The organism is Halomonas sp. PBN3, assembly GCF_000475415.1.
GTDB classification, from domain to species: domain Bacteria; phylum Pseudomonadota; class Gammaproteobacteria; order Pseudomonadales; family Halomonadaceae; genus Halomonas; species Halomonas shengliensis.
The window spans coordinates 80448-97552 of record NZ_AXCA01000001.1 but is presented as its reverse complement, the minus strand read 5'-3'; the positions used below and the strand labels follow the sequence as shown (position 1 = coordinate 97552).

Annotated in this window: 16 protein-coding genes; 6 read left to right on the top strand and 10 right to left on the bottom strand. The window is 67.8% G+C overall.

Annotation, left to right across the window (positions count from 1 at the left end; translation table 11 throughout):
- Window positions 1-699: 699 nt before the first annotated feature.
- The 6 genes from Q673_RS19290 (at window position 700) to ahpF (ending at window position 6640) form a co-directional block, all read left to right on the top strand.
- Window positions 700-1227: an HPP family protein gene (locus Q673_RS19290; RefSeq protein WP_023004228.1), complete on the top strand. Its 528-nt coding sequence runs from the start codon at window positions 700-702 to the stop codon at window positions 1225-1227.
- A gap of 174 nt (window positions 1228-1401) precedes the next feature.
- Window positions 1402-2607, top strand: coding sequence for a zinc-binding dehydrogenase (locus tag Q673_RS19285; RefSeq protein WP_023004226.1), 1206 nt, complete (start codon window positions 1402-1404; stop codon window positions 2605-2607).
- Complete coding sequence (locus tag Q673_RS19280; RefSeq protein ID WP_023004224.1) at window positions 2604-3644, top strand: proline racemase family protein; 1041 nt, start codon at window positions 2604-2606, stop codon at window positions 3642-3644. The genes Q673_RS19285 and Q673_RS19280 overlap by 4 nt, the downstream gene beginning before the upstream one ends.
- A 168-nt stretch (window positions 3645-3812) precedes the next feature.
- A complete protein-coding gene (locus Q673_RS19275) occupies window positions 3813-4217 on the top strand; it encodes a hypothetical protein (RefSeq protein WP_023004222.1) in 405 nt (134 codons plus the stop codon).
- A gap of 136 nt (window positions 4218-4353) precedes the next feature.
- Window positions 4354-4917, top strand: coding sequence for an alkyl hydroperoxide reductase subunit C (gene ahpC, locus Q673_RS19270; protein ID WP_023004220.1), 564 nt, complete (start codon window positions 4354-4356; stop codon window positions 4915-4917).
- Window positions 4918-5086: 169 nt separating this feature from the next.
- Complete coding sequence (gene ahpF / locus Q673_RS19265; protein ID WP_023004218.1) at window positions 5087-6640, top strand: alkyl hydroperoxide reductase subunit F; 1554 nt, start codon at window positions 5087-5089, stop codon at window positions 6638-6640.
- 119 nt (window positions 6641-6759) lie between these two features.
- On the opposite strand, the gene Q673_RS19260 is transcribed toward ahpF, so the two are convergent.
- From Q673_RS19260 to Q673_RS19215, 10 genes are all read right to left on the bottom strand, one after another.
- Window positions 6760-7341 carry a peptidylprolyl isomerase gene (locus Q673_RS19260; protein WP_023004216.1) on the bottom strand — a complete coding sequence of 194 codons (582 nt, stop codon included), beginning with the start codon at window positions 7339-7341 and terminating at the stop codon, window positions 6760-6762.
- Window positions 7342-7410: 69 nt separating this feature from the next.
- Window positions 7411-7959: a hypothetical protein gene (locus Q673_RS19255; RefSeq protein ID WP_023004214.1), complete on the bottom strand. Its 549-nt coding sequence runs from the start codon at window positions 7957-7959 to the stop codon at window positions 7411-7413.
- A gap of 66 nt (window positions 7960-8025) precedes the next feature.
- Window positions 8026-8601, bottom strand: coding sequence for a nitrous oxide reductase accessory protein NosL (locus Q673_RS19250; protein WP_023004212.1), 576 nt, complete (start codon window positions 8599-8601; stop codon window positions 8026-8028).
- A 42-nt stretch (window positions 8602-8643) separates the two neighbouring features.
- Window positions 8644-9468 (bottom strand): ABC transporter permease, encoded by an 825-nt coding sequence (locus Q673_RS19245; protein WP_023004210.1) that lies wholly within the window; start codon window positions 9466-9468, stop codon window positions 8644-8646.
- Window positions 9465-10403, bottom strand: coding sequence for an ABC transporter ATP-binding protein (locus tag Q673_RS19240; protein WP_023004207.1), 939 nt, complete (start codon window positions 10401-10403; stop codon window positions 9465-9467). The genes Q673_RS19245 and Q673_RS19240 overlap by 4 nt, the downstream gene beginning before the upstream one ends.
- Window positions 10400-11743, bottom strand: coding sequence for a nitrous oxide reductase family maturation protein NosD (locus Q673_RS19235; protein WP_023004205.1), 1344 nt, complete (start codon window positions 11741-11743; stop codon window positions 10400-10402). Before Q673_RS19235 ends, Q673_RS19240 begins: the two co-directional genes overlap by 4 nt.
- 219 nt (window positions 11744-11962) lie before the next feature.
- Complete coding sequence (nosZ, locus tag Q673_RS19230; protein WP_023004203.1) at window positions 11963-13855, bottom strand: TAT-dependent nitrous-oxide reductase; 1893 nt, start codon at window positions 13853-13855, stop codon at window positions 11963-11965.
- 3 nt (window positions 13856-13858) lie between these two features.
- Window positions 13859-15988: a transcriptional regulator NosR gene (gene nosR / locus Q673_RS19225; RefSeq protein WP_023004201.1), complete on the bottom strand. Its 2130-nt coding sequence runs from the start codon at window positions 15986-15988 to the stop codon at window positions 13859-13861.
- Window positions 15989-16071: 83 nt separating this feature from the next.
- Window positions 16072-16386, bottom strand: coding sequence for a c-type cytochrome (locus tag Q673_RS19220; RefSeq protein ID WP_023004199.1), 315 nt, complete (start codon window positions 16384-16386; stop codon window positions 16072-16074).
- Window positions 16387-16649: 263 nt separating this feature from the next.
- On the bottom strand, window positions 16650-17099 hold the full coding sequence (locus Q673_RS19215; RefSeq protein ID WP_023004197.1) for an Rrf2 family transcriptional regulator: 450 nt from the start codon (window positions 17097-17099) through the stop codon (window positions 16650-16652).
- Window positions 17100-17105 lie beyond the last annotated feature (6 nt).

Sequence of the window (17105 nt, the reverse complement as noted above, 5' to 3'; positions counted from 1 at the left end):
GGTCTACCCGACCTATAACTCTTTGTGCGCGTACCGCGATGCTCTGCTCGTTGCTTCGATGCTCAGAAAAGCATGGGGGTTACGCCACCTTGCGAGGTCCAGGTGTCAAGCGACACCAGAAACAGGCAATACCAGCTTCCTATATGAGACACAATGCACCCCAGGTGGAGGCGATGCGAATCGAGGGGGCTCCAATGTATCTTTCCAGCGCCTGATCCATCGCTTGGCCAAGGGTCCGAGGTGTAGATTTTGACATGCCTGGACTTAACAGCCTGTGCCCACTAAACTGATCTATGTGTATATGAGGCGGTGTTAATCGGGCATTGGTGAATTAACATCTAGGCCTTTGAAGTTTGTAAGCCACTGATCTTCAAGTTGTTTTTTGAGTACTCCGCCACGAGCGGCGCGTTTTCCACGTTTTCATGATTGGTCTCCGAAGCCAAAGGTCGCAGGTTCGAATCCTGCCGGGCGCGCCACGAATTCGAGGGCCCGGGGAGACGCATCTCCCCGGGCCCTTTCGCATGCGCGACGTTGGAATAATGGCTTGATGCGAGTCAATTAATACGGTGCAACATGTTGCTGCGTCATGGCGGCATGATGTCGGTCAAATACCATTCATGTTGTTATAAAAAATATTGTCTTTGATATCGTTATGTGATTTGGCAGACTCTGCCGTCCATTCGCAACGATTCAGGGAAGATGAAGACCTATCTGGGAAAGATGCGCGGCGAACGCCTGCGACGCGAGACCCCCGACCTCGGTGATGCCCTCTGGTCCTGGCTGGGTGCGGTGGTCGGCATGGGGGCGATCTGCTGGCTCAGCGCCCACTGGCTCTCCCAGCACCTGCTGATCGTGGCTTCCTTCGGTGCCACCTCGGTGCTGCTCTATGCGGCTCCGGAGAGCCCCTTCGCCCAGCCGCGCAACGTGCTGCTGGGCAGCCTGCTCTCGGCGGTGGCGGGGGTCGCCTGCTTCCAGCTGCTGGGCGCCACGCCGCTCGCTGTGACCCTGGCGGTCTCGCTCTCCATCCTGCTGATGCAGCTGACTCACAGCGTGCACCCGCCCGGAGCGGCGGCCGCCCTGGTGGCGGTGATCGGCGGTCCGGAGATCACCGGGCTGGGCTGGTGGTACCCGCTGATGCCCATCGGCATCGGCTGCGCCATCATGCTGGTGGTCGCCGTGCTGGTGAACAACCTGGCCCGCCATCGTCGCTATCCGCTGCACTGGTAGGGGGCAAGAACGGGGAGCAGGAAAAACCGCAACTTTCTCCCCGCGAAAACGGAAAGGATTTCTCCCTCCTCGGGCCCCGCAGGGGCTCGGTGGTGCCGGGGGGCTTCTGCTATCGTCTCGTGCACAATCCACGCCGTCGGTACGCCGCCGGCGGCCCCACAGAGGAGGCAGCAGATGGCGAATCCCCCAGACGCGACCGTTCCCGCCACCATGTCGGCCATGCTGCTGACCGGCCATGGCGACGTCGACAAGCTGGTCTATCGTGACGACGTGCCGACCCCACAACCGGGGCCCGGCGAGGTGCTGGTGCGGGTCACGGCCACGGCCAAGAACAACACCGACCGCAAGGCCCGCGAGGGGCTCTACCCGGTGAAGAAGGGCGAGGTGACCTCCTTCGCCATGGGCGGCGAGCCGACCCTGACCTTTCCGCGCATCCAGGGCGCCGACATCGCCGGGCGGGTGGCGGCGGTGGGCGAGGGAGTCGACCCGGCCCGCATCGGCGAGCGCGGCCTGCTCGACTTCAACCTCTACCCGGATGCCCGGCGCGACATCAACCTGACCCCGGACTACTACGGCCACGGCGCCGACGGCGGCTTCGCCGAGTACGTCGCCGTGCCCTCGGACCAGTTCCACCACGTGCCCAACCCGGAACTGCGTGACGCCGAGCTCGCCGCTCTGGGCATGTGCTCCTACCAGACCGCCTACCATATGATGACCTCGGCGGGAGTGAGCGCCGGCGAGCGGGTGCTGGTCAGCGGCGCCAGCGGCGGCGTGGGCACCGCGCTGATCCAGCTGTGTCGCATCGTCGGCGCCATTCCTTATGCGGTGAGCCAGCCGGAGAAGGCCGACGCGCTGAAGGCGCTGGGCGCCGAGGCGGTGATCGACCGCGGCGACCTCGAGGGCTTCGCCGAGCGGGTGCTCGAAGCCACTGGGGGCGAGCCCATCGATGCGGTGATGGACCTGGTCGGCGGCGAGATGACCGACTGCTTCATCGACACCATGATCCAGGACATGAAGGCGCGCACCAGCTACCCGCGGCTCTCCATCGCCGGCGCCAGCGGCGGCAACATCTCGGAGATCCTGTGGACGCGCATCTACCTCTACCAGGTGCAGATCTTCGGCGTCTCCCACGGCACCCGGGAGGAGGCCGAACAGCTGATCGCCTGGATCCGCTCCGGCGACCTGAAGCCGGTGCTGCATGCCGCCTTCCCGCTCTCGGAGCTGCACGCCGCCGAGCGCTACTTCGTCAGCCGCGGCAGCAACTTCCTGGGCAAGATCGTGATCGTGCCCGATAGCCAGTGGAATGAGCACGGCGCGCCCTTCGCCCTGGCCGCTTCCTCTGCCAGCCAGCCCTCCGCCAGCCAGGAGTCGCGCCCATGAGCCGCCCGCTGACCTTCAGGATGATGGACACCCACGCCGGCGGCGACGTCAGCCGCATCGTGCTCGGCGGCATCGACGCCCTGCCCGGCGCCACGGTGCGCGACCAGATGCACTACCTGCGCGACGATGCCGACGGCCTGCGCAAGCTGCTGCTGTTCGAGCCCTACGGCGTGCCGGAGATGTCGGTGGACCTGGTGGTGCCCGCCACCGACCCCGAGGCGGCGGCCGGCTACATCATCATGGAGGTGATGGGCTACCCCATCTACTCCGGCTCCAACACCATCTGCACCGCCACCGCGGTGCTCGAGGCCGGCATCGTGCCCAAGCAGGAGGGCGTGCAGCGCTTCACCCTCGAGGCCCCGGCGGGGCGGGTCAACATCGAGGCGCGGGTGGAGAACGGCGTGGTGGAGGCGATCACCTGCGAGGGGCTGCCCAGCTACATCGACACCTACCGCGCGACGATCCACGTGCCGGGGCTGGGCGAGGTCACCTACAGCGTGGCCTACAGCGGCGGCTTCTACGCCCTGGTGGACGCCACCGAGCTCGGCTTCCACCTCAACCGCGACGAGGAGCGCGAGCTTGCCGAGTGCGCCCACAAGATCGTCGAGGCGATCCAGGCCGAGCGCGGCTTCTCCCACTACACCCTGGGCGATGTGGGCCCGCTGCCCTTCCTGCACTTCATGGGGCCGGTGGAGCAGGTCGCCGACGACTTCTACCGTTCGCGCTCGGCCACCTATGTGCACCCCGGGGTGATCTGCCGCAGCACCACCGGCACCGGCACCTCGGCGCGCCTGGCGCTGATGCGCCACGAGGGCACCATCACGCCCGGCGACAGGCTGGAGACCATCTCCCTGCGCGAGACCGGCTTCATCGGCACCTTCACCGGCACCCGGGAGGACGGGCCCCACACGGTGGTGGAGAACACCATCACCGGCAAGGCCTACGTGCTGGGCCATACCGAGGTGGTGGTCAACTGCGACGACCCCCTGGTGGCGTGCGGCGGCCTGCACCATATCCTGACCGCCCGTCACGGCTGACGGGAGCGAAGGCCCGTCGCCGGAGCAGCGCCGAGCAATCCTTGCCCTCGCCATCTTGACCCGGAAGATTCGCCCGCCTGCCCCTTGAGCGACACCGCCAAAGGGGGCAGGCTGGCGCTCGTTCATCCTTTCGACCGATCCCCTTTCGACCGATCCAGGAGGCTTGCCGTGGCCATCACCAACTTCTCCGACCTGCTCAGCGAGGCGCGCCTGCAGCCCGATGCCCAGCGCCTGCTGTTCGTCTTCACTCGCGCCGAGCTGCCGGACAACCCCTCCGCCGAACAGCGGGCCCGCTTCGAGCAGGGCGAGGGCGGCGTGCTCACCCCGGTGCTGTGCGTCGACAAGGCCCCCGAGGAGCTCAGCGACATGGCCGCCTTGGTGGCCGAGTCGCACAACACCGGCGTGGAGTGGGACATCGTCTTCGTCGGCGCCCTTTCCGGGCGCGGCGGCGAGGAGCCGGCGGCCGATCAGGCCGAGGCCCAGCTCGAGCGCATGGTGGAGTCGCTCAAGATGGGCAACGTCGACGCCTTCCTGGCGCTCGACCGCCAGGGCGAGGCGGTGCGCATTGGCTGACATGGCGGCGTCATCGCCATAGGGTTGAATTATCAGGGTGATGGCACCATTTAATTGTCGCTATCAGTCGATGCGGGCTAACATGCCTCTCGTATTCGAGACACCCTCATACCAAAGTCGAAAGGAGCATCAGCGAATGTCCCTGCTGAACACCGAAGTCAAGCCGTTCAAGGCCACCGCTTACCACAACGGCGAGTTCGTCGAGGTCAACGAGGAGCAGCTCAAGGGCCAGTGGAGCATCTTCTTCTTCTACCCGGCCGACTTCACCTTCGTCTGCCCCACCGAGCTGGGCGACCTGCAGGATAACTACGAGGAGTTCAAGAAGCTGGGCGTCGAGATCTTCAGCGTCTCCACCGACACCCACTTCACCCACAAGGCGTGGCACGACAGCTCCGAGACCATCGGCAAGCTGACCTACCCGATGCTGGCCGACCCGACCCACACCATCTCGCGCAACTTCGAGGTGCTGATCGAGGAAGATGGCATCGCCGAGCGTGGCACCTTCGTGGTCGACCCCGATGGCAAGATCCAGATCATCGAGCTGAACGCCGGCAACATCGGCCGTAACGCCGAGGAGCTGCTGCGCAAGGTCAAGGCCGCCCAGTACGTGCGTGCCAACCCCAACGAGGTCTGCCCGGCCAAGTGGGAAGAGGGCGAAGAGACCCTGTCTCCGTCCCTGGACCTGGTCGGCAAGATCTAAGCCGGTCCCTGCCGCGAGGTCCCGCCCCGGGCCTCGCCGCCCCCGCCCCGGGCACCTTCCCCCGCCCGGGGCCCCTATTCCGACTCACGAGATGCTCACCGCGCTGCCCGACCGGCAGGGCGAGATCGTCTCGTGATCCCGACTCCCGAACATGAAGGAACACGCTGTCATGTTGGACGACAATCTGAAAACTCAGCTCAAGGCCTACCTGGCCAAGGTCACCCAGCCCTTCGAGATCGTTGCGTCCCTCGATGACGGCGCCAAGTCGAAGGAGCTCCACGGCCTGCTGACCGATATCGTCGGCCTGACCGACCAGATCACCCTCAAGCTCGACGGCCAGGACGCACGCCGTCCGTCGTTTGCCATCAATCGTCCCGGCGAGGAGACCGGCGTGGTGTTCGCCGGCCTGCCCATGGGCCACGAGTTCACCTCCCTGGTGCTGGCGCTGCTGCAGGTGGGGGGCCATCCGCCCAAGGCCTCCGATGAAGTGATCGAGCAGATCAAGGGCCTCGAGGGCGAGCTCCGCTTCGAGACCTACTTCTCGCTCTCCTGCCAGAACTGCCCGGACGTGGTCCAGGCGCTCAACCTGATGGCGATCCTCAACCCGGGCGTCCACCACGTCGCCATCGATGGCGCGCTGTTCAAGGACGAGGTGGAGGAGCGCCAGGTGATGTCGGTGCCCAGCATCTACCTCAACGGCGAGCCCTTCGACCAGGGTCGCATGAGCCTGGAGCAGATCCTGGCCAAGGTGGACACCGGTGCCGCCGAGCGCGAGGCCGCCAGGCTCGGCGAGAAGCCGACCTTCGACACCCTGATGATCGGTGGTGGCCCGGCCGGTGCCGCGGCGGCGGTCTATGCCGCGCGCAAGGGCATCCGCACCGGCGTTGCCGCCGAGCGCTTCGGCGGCCAGGTGCTCGACACCATGGCCATCGAGAACCTCATCTCCGTGCCCCACACCGAGGGCCCCAAGCTGGCCGCGGCGCTGGAGGAGCACGTCAAGGAGTACGAGGTCGACATCATGAACCTGCAGCGGGCGGTCAAGCTGCTGCCCGGTCGCCCCGGCGAGGTGCACGAGGTGCAGTTCGAGTCCGGTGCCAGCCTCAAGGCCAAGACCCTGGTGCTGGCCACCGGCGCCCGCTGGCGCGAGATGGGCGTGCCCGGCGAGGCCGAGTACCGCAACAAGGGCGTGGCCTACTGCCCCCACTGTGACGGCCCGCTGTTCAAGGGCAAGCACGTGGCGGTGATCGGCGGCGGCAACTCCGGCGTCGAGGCGGCCATCGACCTGGCCGGCATCGTCGGCCATGTGACCCTGATCGAGTTCATGGACGAGATGCGCGCCGACGCCGTGCTGCAGAAGAAGCTGCGCAGCCTGCCCAACGTCGACATCGTGCTCGGCGCCCGCACCACCGAGGTGAACGGCGACGGCAAGCGCGTCACCGGCCTCACTTACGAGGAGCGCGCCAGCGGCGAGATCCGCCAGGTCGACCTGCAGGGCGTCTTCGTGCAGATCGGCCTGGTGCCCAACACCGAGTGGCTCAAAGACTCGCCCATCGAGCTCTCCGAGCGCGGCGAGATCGTGGTCGACGAGCGTGGCATGACCAGCGTGCCCGGCATCTTCGCCGCCGGCGACGTCACCACCGTGCCCTACAAGCAGATCGTCATCGCCATGGGCGAGGGCTCGAAGGCCGCCCTGGGCGCCTTCGACCACCTGATCCGCAGCTGATCATGCTCGGGTGATCCCGGGGCGCCTTGGCCCCCCGACCGATAAGCGCCCCCGCCGGGAGAACCGGCGGGGGCGCTTGTCGTTTTGGCCGGCTCGACGCTAGGGCCTGAAGAGCCTATTCAGGGGGCGGCGTCCAGCACCTCGACCCGCTCGATCACCACCGGGGTCTCGGGAACGTCGCCGAAGCGGCCACGGTTGCCGGTGGGCACCCGCTTGATGGCGTCCACCACCTCCATGCCCTCGACGACGCGGCCGAACACCGCGTAGCCCCAGGTGCTCCCCGACGATCTGCTGACGTGGTCGAGGGAGGTGTTGTCGGCGACGTTGATGAAGAACTGGGCGGTGGCCGAGTGGGGGTCGCCGGTGCGCGCCATGGCCAGGGTGCCGCGGCGGTTGCTCAGGCCGTTGTCGGCCTCGTTCTCGATGGGGTCGCGGGTCGGCTTCTGGGCGAAGTCGGCATCGAAGCCGCCGCCCTGGATCATGAAGCCGTCGATCACCCGGTGGAAGAGGGTGCCGTCGTAATGGCCGGACTCGGCGTAGGCGAGGAAGTTCTCGACGCTCGTCGGCGCCTGCTCCTCGAACAGCTCGAGGCCGATGGCGCCCTCGCTGGTGTGCAACACCACCTCGGTGTCGTTGGATTGGGCCAGTGCGGGGCCGGCCAGCGGAACCACGGTGAGCAGGGCAAGGGCGAGGCGACGCATGGGGACTCCTGTCGTCAAGGGAATCGTGATGGGAAGGTCGGCCCAGCATACGGCGCCGGGCGCGGGCTGTCAGCGCTCGTCGTCCCGGCAGGCCGTGCGGGCGCGTGCCATCGCCTCATCGGCGCCATCGAGGGCGAAGACCATGAACCAGGGGTCGTCGGGGGCGCGCATCAGGCGCAGCCGCAGCAGCTCGCCCTGGCGCATCTCGTCGAGCAGCAGGCGCTGCTGCGGCAGGTCGAACTGCACATAGAAGCCGCTGTCGCCACGCTCGATGCGGAACTCGGCCTGGCCGGAGTGGATCGTCGCCTCGTCGACCCGCAGGTCGGCGGGCACGCGGTTGACCGGGCGGCTCTCGGCCTGGCGCTCGCCGAGGTCGACCCGCATCTCCAGCCAGGGGGCCTCGCAGGCGCCGGGGGTGAAGGTGACGCCGAAGTGGGCGTCGGCGTAGGTATTGCCCTCCAGGGCGCGGTAGAGGCGCTGCTCGCCGAGGCTCAGGGTCATCGACTGCCAGGCGCCGTGGCGCTCGATCTCGGCGACGTTGAACTGCACCGCGCCGGCCGACCCGGCGAGGGCCAGGCCAATCAGGGCGGCGGCGAGACGGGGAAGGCGAGACGGCATCCTGGGCTCCTCGGGGGACGATGCGCCCGAGGCTAGCACGCCGGTCCACGATGCGCAGCCGGGAGGCTACTGGGAATGCTGCATGCCCCCCATGTCGTCGCCCATCTCCATCTTCATGCCCCCATTGAACTCACCGCCCAGCTCGCCGCGGCCCAGGCGTCCCAGCAGGTCGAGGTCGATCTCGGCGAAGCTCACCAGCTCGCCGCCATGCGCCTCGCGGAATGCCTCGGCGTCGGCCTTTTCGGCAAACGAGGCCAAGGTGTGCCCCATGGCGCCGCGCCGGTCGTGACCCACCACGTAGGTCGCCTCGTTGGCCGGCACGAAGGCCTCGTCGTCGGGGGTGGCCCAGGGGGCGGCGGCGACGTCATGCACATAGGCGTGGGAGACCTGGGTCTCGTTCTCGGGCTGCTTGAGGAAGGCGAACAGGTCCATGGTGGAGCAGAACTTCAGCGCCTCGCCCTGCGCCGCCATGAAGGCCTGGCCCTTGGGGCCGGGGTGCTCGTCGATCAGCATGCCGCAGACGTGGCAGCTGTCGCCTTCCTCGATGGGTTGGGCGGCGGCCAGCGCCTCGGGTTCGGAGTCGCCACAGGCGGCGAGCAGCAGGGTGGACAGCAGCAGCAGCGGCAGGAGGAGTCGGTTCATCGGGGTCTCTCTACACGAGGGGTGGTCGGAATCGCCAGCGGATCAGGCGGCACGGCGCCGGAAGCGCAGCAGCGCCAGGCCAAGGGGCACCAGGATCCAGGCCACCAGGAGGGTGGTGACCATGGCGGGGTGGAAGGCGCTGCCCTCGGCGATGGAGGTGAGGCCGGTGTAGCTGCGGGCGGCCTCGAAGCCGGCCAGGTTGATCAGGCGGAAGCATTCGGTGGGGTTGAGCAGCAGCAGCCAGGGCAGCCAGTCGCCACCGCGCTCGACGCTCACCAGCAGCGCCAGCAGCCCCAGGTCGAAGACCAGCACGAACAGGAACCACACCACCAGCGCCAGGCCGGCGGCGCGGGCCTTCTCGGTGACCCACACACTGATCAGGTAGGCGAAGGCGATGAACACCCAGCCGAGCAGGATGCTGCTGCCGATCAGCAGCCCCATGCCGGCGGCCAGCTCGGCCAGCGCCACGCCCTCGGCCCCCAGCGCGATCACCGCCCCGGCGATACCGAAGCCCAGCGCCGTGGCCGCGCCCAGGATCAGGCCGTGGCCGAGGAACTTGCCGAGCAGCAGCTGGGTGCGGCTGATGGGGTAGGTGAGCAGCAGCAGCAGGGTGCCCGCCTCCTGCTCACCCACCACCGCATCGTAGGCCAGCAGCAGGGCGATCAGCGGGATCAGGAACACCGCCAGGGTGGCCAGGCTGACCACGGTGGTGGCCAGCGAGGTGAAGCCCAGGCCGCCGCTGGCGGCGGCGCCGAACCAGGCGATGCCCACGGCGAGGAAGGCCAGCACCAGGGCGATGGCCAGCACCCAGCGGTTGCGCAGGCCGTCGCGGAACTCCTTGCCGGCGATGGTCAGGATGGCGGTCATTCGGCGTCTCCTCGTGTCGCAGGCGAGAGGTCGGCGGAGAAGTGGGTGTAGAGGTGCTCCAGGGTGGGGGGCAGCAGCTCGATGTCGTCGACGCCGGCGGTGTCGGTGAGCCGGCGGAGTACCGCGAGCTTGGCGTCCGGCGGCACCGTCAGGGTCACCTCGTGGCCGTCGACGGGCCGGGCCGCGATGCGCGGGTCCTCCCAGCCGGCGAGGCGCGTGGCGAGGTCGCCGCCATGGCCCCGAGCGCGCATGGTGATCGGCAGGGCGGCCGCCTCGCGCAGCTCCGCCAGGCTGCCCAGCGCCAGGCGCTTGCCGCCACCCAGGATCAGCGCACGGTCGATGTAGGGCTCCACGCCGGGCAGCACGTGGGAGGAGAGCAGCACCGTGCAGCCGCGATCGCGCAGGTCGCGCACCGTCTCGTAGAAGTCGCGGGTGGCGGCCGGGTCGAGGCCGGTGGTGGGCTCGTCGAGGAGCAGCAGGCGCGGGTCGCCGAGCAACGCCTGGGCCAGCCCCAGGCGCTGGCGCATGCCCTTGGAGTAGGTCTTCACCCGGCGCCGGGCGGCATGGCCGAGGCCGACCCGCTCCAGCAGCGTGTCCACCTGGCCGCGGTCGACCCGCTTGAGGCGGGCGAAGTAGTCGAGCACCTCGCGGCCGCTCAGCTGCTCGTAGAAGCTGACGTTCTCGGGCAGGTAGCCCAGGCGGCGACGCAGCGTCTCGGCGTGGGTGCCGTCGGGGGCACCGCCGAGCACGGACAGGCGCCCTTCACTGGGCGAGAGCAGCCCGAGGATCAGGTGCATGGTGGTGGTCTTGCCGGCACCGTTGTGGCCCAGCAGGGCCAGCACCTCGCCCTCGTTCACCTGGAGGTCGAGGGCGTCGAGGCGCACCAGGCCGCCGTCGCGGCGGGTGACGCCCTGGAAGTCGATCACCGCGGTCATGCGTCGGCGTCTCCGAGGTCGTGTGGGTTGAGGTCGGGTTCGTGCATCAGCGGATGGCTGTCCTTGACGCCCTGGGGACGGAACACCGGGAACTGGCGCTGCACCCAGCGTAGCGCCAGCACCGCGGGGCTGTGCATCAGCAGCCTCGCCACCGGGTAGCGCCACAGCAGGCGGTCCATGGCGTCGTTGGGCTCATAGGGGGTGTCGCCCACGCCATCGCCGTCGAGGTCCCAGCCGAGGTAGTCGCTCCAGTAGTTGCCGCGCCCCGCCTCGGACCACTCCTGGGCCCGGGTGGCCACGTACATCACCTGCTGGCGGTTGTCGACGAAGGCGTTGCCGACCAGCTCGTTGTCCTCGGAGCCGGCGGTGAGGTGGATACCGATGTCGCTGTCGGCGAAGCGGTTGGCCTCGAAGCGGTTGTACTGGGCGTTGTAGACGAACAGCGCCTTGCCCTCGGCGCCGTTGACCAGCCCCTTGCCCTGGGCGTCGCGGCGCTGGTGGGCGCCGCTGACGTGGTTGCCGCGCAGCGTCGAGCCGGTGATGTTGTTCATCAGGATGCCGTAGTTGCGGTCACCCTCGGAGCGGTTGCCGATCACCTCGAGGCGCTTGGACTGCATCAGCGCATAGCCGGTGCGGGTGTCGCGGGTGGTGTTGCCCTCCACGCGGTTGTCGTAGGCGTACATGTAGTGCACGCCATAGCGCAGCGCCTGCATATGGTTGCCGCGCAGCAGGCTCTGGCTGGTGGTGTCGATGTAGATGCCGTCGCGGGTATGGCGGATATCGTTGCCCGCCACGGTGACGTTGCGGGAGTTGAACAGGTGCACGCCGTTGCCGCGATCCTGGGAGCGCAGCGACTCGTCGCCGCGGATCACGTTGTCACGCACCTGGACGTCGCTGACGGCGTCGAGCCAGATGCCGAAGCCGGGGCCTTCGAGCCGTGCGTCGCGGATCAGGCTGCCGCGGGCGCTCTCCTCGACGAAGAGGCCGGCATCCATCTCGGTGAGGTTGGCGCCCCAGTTCTCGATGGTCACACCCTCGATCACGATCTCCGGGGCCTTGAGCACCACGGCGTGGCCCTCGCCGCCGGCGTCGATCACCGCGCCGGGCACGCCCGAGAGGGTGAGGGTGCGGTCGATGACCAGCGGGCCGGGGTAGCGGCCCTCGGGCAGGAGCAGGCGGTCGCCGCGCTCGGCCCGCTCGACCAGCGTCTGCAGCGGCTCGCCGGGGCTGGCCGTCAGCTCGGCGGCCAGCAGGCCGCCCGGCAGCCCGGCCAGTAAACATAGGAGCAGCCAGGCGGCAGGAAACAGTCGGGGGACGACGTCTCGCAGTCGTCGCATCATGCGTCTCTCCGCGAAAAGGCGGGGGAATTGGGAGGGGGCACCCGGGTTGGCGTTCATCGGTCGAGGCTGACCCGGCGACAAGCCTGCGAGGAGGCGCTGTGAATACATCCTTGTACGCTACCGACGCCATCCCTGGCGTAGGACCTCCTCTTCGGCTTGTCCCCGGCGCCTCTCGCTTCATGAGGCTAAGGGTGCCCTATTACCTTGACTCAACAGCTATCAGGCCTTCTCGACCAGCATGCGGCCGGTCATCTCCATGTGCATGGCATGGCAGAACCACTGGCAGTAGTACCAGTGCACCCCGGGCTTATCGGCGGTGAAGGTGACGCTGGCGGTCTGCTGGGGGCTGATCTCCATGGCGACGCCATGGTTGGTCATGGTGAAGCCGTGGCTGACGTCCTCGACCTGGTCGAGGTTGGTGACCACCACGGTGACCTCGTCGCCCTGCTTGACCGTGAACTCGGTCAGGCCGAACTGCGGCGCCACCGAGGTCATGTAGACGCGCACCTTGTTGCCGTCGCGCACGACCTTGTTGTCGGTCTCCAGGGTGACGCCATCCTGCTCGGCCATGGCCACGGTCTCGGCGAAGAAGGGGTCGTCGCGGGTCCAGACCTTCTTCGGGTTGATCTGGTCGGCGCGTGCCAGGATGCAGTCGTGGGGCTCGGCGTAGGTGGGACCGTCGTGGACCAGCTTCATCTCCTCGCCGGAGATGTCGATCAGCTGGTCGTTCTCGGGGTGCAGCGGGCCCACCGGCAGGAAGCGGTCCTTGGCGAACTTGGAGAGCACCACCAGCCACTTGCCGTCGGCATCCTTGGTCTCGGTGAGGCTGGCGTGGTTGTGCCCCGGCTGGTAGTGCACATCCAGCTTCTGGCGCAGGTAGTTGACCTCCTCGCCGTTGTAGGCGCGGATGGCGTCCTCGATGTTCCACTTGGCCACCTGGCTGTCGATGAACAGCGTGGTGTAGGCGTTGCCGCGACCGTCGAAGGTGGTGTGCAGCGGCCCCAGGCCCAGCTCCGGCTCGCCGACCACGGCGTCCCGCGGCTCGATGGCGTCGTCGAACAGCGCCGGGAGCTTGTCGATGGCGATGATCGAGCAGGTGGGCGAGAGCTTGCCGTTGGCGATGAAGTACTTGCCGTCCGGCGAGGTGTTGAGGCCGTGGGGGTTCTTGGGCACGGGGATGTAGCGGGTCACCTTCGAGCCCTGGCGACCGTCGACCACCGGCACCTCGCTGTCGCCCAGGGTCTTGAACTCGCCGGCGGCCACGGCGGCCTCGATCGCCTCGACATCGAACACCACCACCCAGTCGCGCTCGGCACGCATGGTGTCGGCCAGGGTCATGCCCTTCTCGGAGTTGTAGCAGGTCGAGGCCACGAAGCGACCGGTGTAGTCGGCGTCGGTGTTGTCGAGGTTGCCGTCGACGATCACCTGCCAGGCCACTTCCATGCTCTCGGCGTCAATGCCGTTGAACATGGTGTAGTAGCCCTCCGGGTTCTCCATGCCGCGGCCGTCGTTGACCACGCCGTCGTCGTGATGGGGGATGGGGAACTCGGCGTTGGCAAAGACGTACTGGGTGTGCGGCACCTTCTGCAGGCGCAGGCCGTGGATCGCCTGGACGTTGGGGATGGTGGTGATCCTGTCCGTCTTCATGATGTCGAGACGGATGCGGGCCACCCGGGTGTTGGCCTTGTCGTTGATGAACAGGTACTTGCCGTCGTAGCTGCCATCGGTCATGGAGATGTGCGGGTGGTGGCAGTCGCCGTTGAGGAAGCGCGCCGAGTCGCCAAGGATGCGCCTGGACTCGTTGGTGATCCCCCAGCCGGTGGCGCTGTCGATGTTGAATACCGGGATGCGCATCAACTCGCGCATGGAGGGAACGCCCAGCACCCGGACCTCGCCGGAGTGGCCGCCGCTCCAGAAGCCGTAGTACTCGTCGAGCTCGCCCGGGGCAACCTCGATGCTGCCCTCGGCGGCGCGGGCCTTCTCGCTGCCGCCGAGCAGGGTGCCGGCGCCGAAGCCGCCGGCCAGTCCCGCCCCGGCCACGCCGGTCACCGCGCTGTTGCGCAGGAAGTGGCGGCGTCCGAGATTCTCGATCTCTTTCTTCTTGTCACTCATGGTTCACTCCTCCTGGTAGGTCGGAATCCGCTGCAGCCGTGCGCTGGCGGGATCGTGGGTCCCGACGCCTCCCTGGCCACGGGAGAGCCGCGATGCCTTCTCGAAGCGCTTGCGGCGCTTGATCATCGGCGGGCAGCGCTTGTCGTCGTGGTAGGTGATCTGGCAGTCGAGACAGTAGTGGCACTCGTTGGCATTGATGCGACCATCCGGATGGATGGCGGCCACCTCGCATTCGTTGGCGCAGATCTGGCACGGGGTGCCGCAGTCGCCGCGGTGCCGCTTCAGCCAGTCGAACAGGCGCAGGCGGGCGGGGATCGCCAGGCCGGCGCCCAGCGGGCAGACGTAGCGGCAGTAGAACTTGTGGTTGACGGCGGAGATCGCCACCAGCACCAGGGCGTAGAGCAGAAAGCCCCACTCGCGCTGGAAGCGCAGGGTGATGGCGGTCTTGAAGGGCTCCACCTCGGCGTAGCGCTCGGCGGTGCCCAGCGAGTGTAGCGACACCGCGAACAGCCCCAGCAGGATGATGTACTTCAGCGCCCAGAGCCGCTCGTGGAGGCCGAAGGGCGGCTCGAACTGCCTGACGCCGAGCCTGCGCGCGGCCTTGTTGACCAGGTCCTGGAGGGCGCCGAAGGGGCACAGCCAGCCGCAGAACACCCCGCGGCCCCACAGCAGCAGGCTCACCGCCACGAACGACCAGAGGATGAACATCATCGGGTCGATCAGGAAGGAGCCCCAGCTGAAGTCGGTGATCAGGGCGTTGGTGAAGGTCAGGATGTTGACCACCGAGAGCTGGGCCAGGGAGTACCAGCCGATGAACACCAGGGTGTAGACCAGAAAGCCCAGGCGTAGCGGGCGCAGGATGCGCGGGTGCTTCACCAGCACGTCCTGGAACAGCATGATGCCGGTGAGCACCAGCAGGCCGGCGGCGAGCACGGCGATCTGGAAGGCCTTGTCCTTCCACACCTCGACCCAGATCGGCACCTCCTTGGGCGGCTCGGGGCGCTCGATATAGGCCTCGGGCACGCGGTAGTCGGCGCTGAAGCGGCTGAACTCGGTGTCCAGGGGGCCGGAGGCGCGGCGCACCAGCAGCTCCAGCTGCCACGGCTGGCCGGGATCGAAGGCGGCCGCATCGCGAATGATGAAGATATCGCGCTCGTCGAAGGGCGGGGCGCCCTCGATGCCGAGGTTGCCCAGGCGGATATGGTCGCGGTCGTGGAAGCTCACGGTGTTGCCGTTCTGGGAGAGCTCGATGCGATCGAAGATGCCCCCGCGCACGTAGCCGGAGCCCTTGAAGGAGTAGTCGCCGCGCCCCATCACCGCGATGGCATGCTCGCCCTCGTCGAGCCGCTCCATCAGCTGCTCGTAGCCGGTGTCGCCGAGCAGGTTGCGCCCGGCGGTGGGCGGGTTCAGGTAGGTGTAGAAGAGCTCGATGAAGGTGCGCTCCGCCGGCTGCGGCGTATGCATGTAATCCTCGGCCGGGGTGCCCACGAAGGAGTCGTCCACCTCGCCATGGGTCAGGTGCAGGCGGCGGATGGTGCCGTCGCCGGTGAGCGTCGACCAGTCCGCCGCCTCGAAGACATCCTCGCGCACCGTTGCCGCCGGTGTGGCGGAGGGGTCGGCGATCAGCCCCTGCTCGGCGGCCACCAGGCGGGCGGCACGCATCACGGTGTCGCTGACCACGATCACGGTGACGGTGGCCCCGGAGATGGCATCCAGGTTGCCGCCCACCTTCATGCGGTCGTTGACGTGGGCACCGACGTGGTCATCGGCGAAGCCCTCGAGCTTCTCCTCGGGAATTCCCACCAGCATGATGGGCTCCTCGTGGCCGATCACGTCGGCCTGGACGATCCTGCCCTCGAGGTCGATCCCCACCAGCAGGTTGACGGGCTTGCCGGAGTAGGCGGGAATCGGCGCCATCTCGACGCTCTCGAAGGCGTACCCGAGCGTCTCGTCGCCGGCCATCACGCGGCTGACCGGCCACTGGGAGTCGGCGGGCTCGAGGCGGTCCGCCTGCGGGAAGCCCTCGCGCAGCGGGTCGAGCTCCAGGGCCTGCAGCGGCAGGCTGATCAGCAGGCAAAGCAGGGCCAGCAGCAAGCCGGCGAAGGCGGCTGGCCGAGGAGGTGTCGCGGACATGGGGAGGTCCTTGCGGGTAAGTGCCCTGGCGGCCGGCGCCGCCACCCATCAGGAGAGGGCCGGCCTGGGGCCGGCCCGGGCCATCACTCCAGGCTGGCGTAGTAGGCGGCGATGTCGGCGATGTCCTCGTCCGACAGCGCCTGGGCCTGGGGGGTCATCATCGCGGACATGCCACCACCGCGTTCACCGGCCCGGTAGGCCTTGAGGGAACTCACCAGGTACTCGGCGTTCTGTCCGGCGAGATTCGGATAGATGGGTGCAGTGGCCATGCCGTCGGTACCGTGGCAGGCGGCGCAGGCGGCAACCTTACCCTCGCCGGCGGCGGGGTCTCCGGCGGCTTGGGCGTCCATGGCCAGCACGGCGCCGCCCAGCATGGCGGCTGCGAGGATCAGCTTCATAAGTAACCTCCAGAATGCATCTTCTTCTGCCTAGAACAGCCCGGTTGCGACAATCGACCTCACCGGGCAGCTGTTGCCATCTTGCCAGCCAAGATGTCTGCCCGGCTTGACGTGCGTCATCTACAGCCTAGACCCGTGACGAGAAAAGGCAAAAGAAATGCCTAATAAAGAATGGGGGAGGCATCGCCAGGGCCGCCGCGATGTGGCGGTGGCCCGGAGGGGAAGGGGTGGCGACCCGGCATGGGATGCGCGGGAGGCGGGTTTCAGGCGGCGGGAGGCTCGTCCAGCTGCAGCAGGCGAATCAGCGGCTGGCGGCGCGGGCCCAGTAGGTCCTCGAGGGTGTAGTCGTCGAGCACCGCCAGGAAGGCCTCCAGGGCCTCCATCAGGATGTGCTTGAGCCGGCAGGCCGGCGTGATCACACACTCGTTGTCGTCGCCGAAGCACTCCACCAGGGAGAGGTCGCGTTCGGTGCGGCGCACCAGCTCGCCGAGCACGATGCTTTCCGGCTCGCGCCTGAGCAGCAGCCCCCCGTTCTTGCCGCGGATGGAGGTGATGTAGCCGTGGTGGCTGAGGTCCTGCACCACCTTCATCAGGTGGTTGCGGGAGATATCGAAGCGCTCGGCGATCTCGGTGATGGTGGAGCGCTCCTCGCCCTTGACCGCCAGGAAGAGCAGCACGCGCAGCGAGTAGTCGGTGAAGCGGGTCAGGTGCATGTGGGG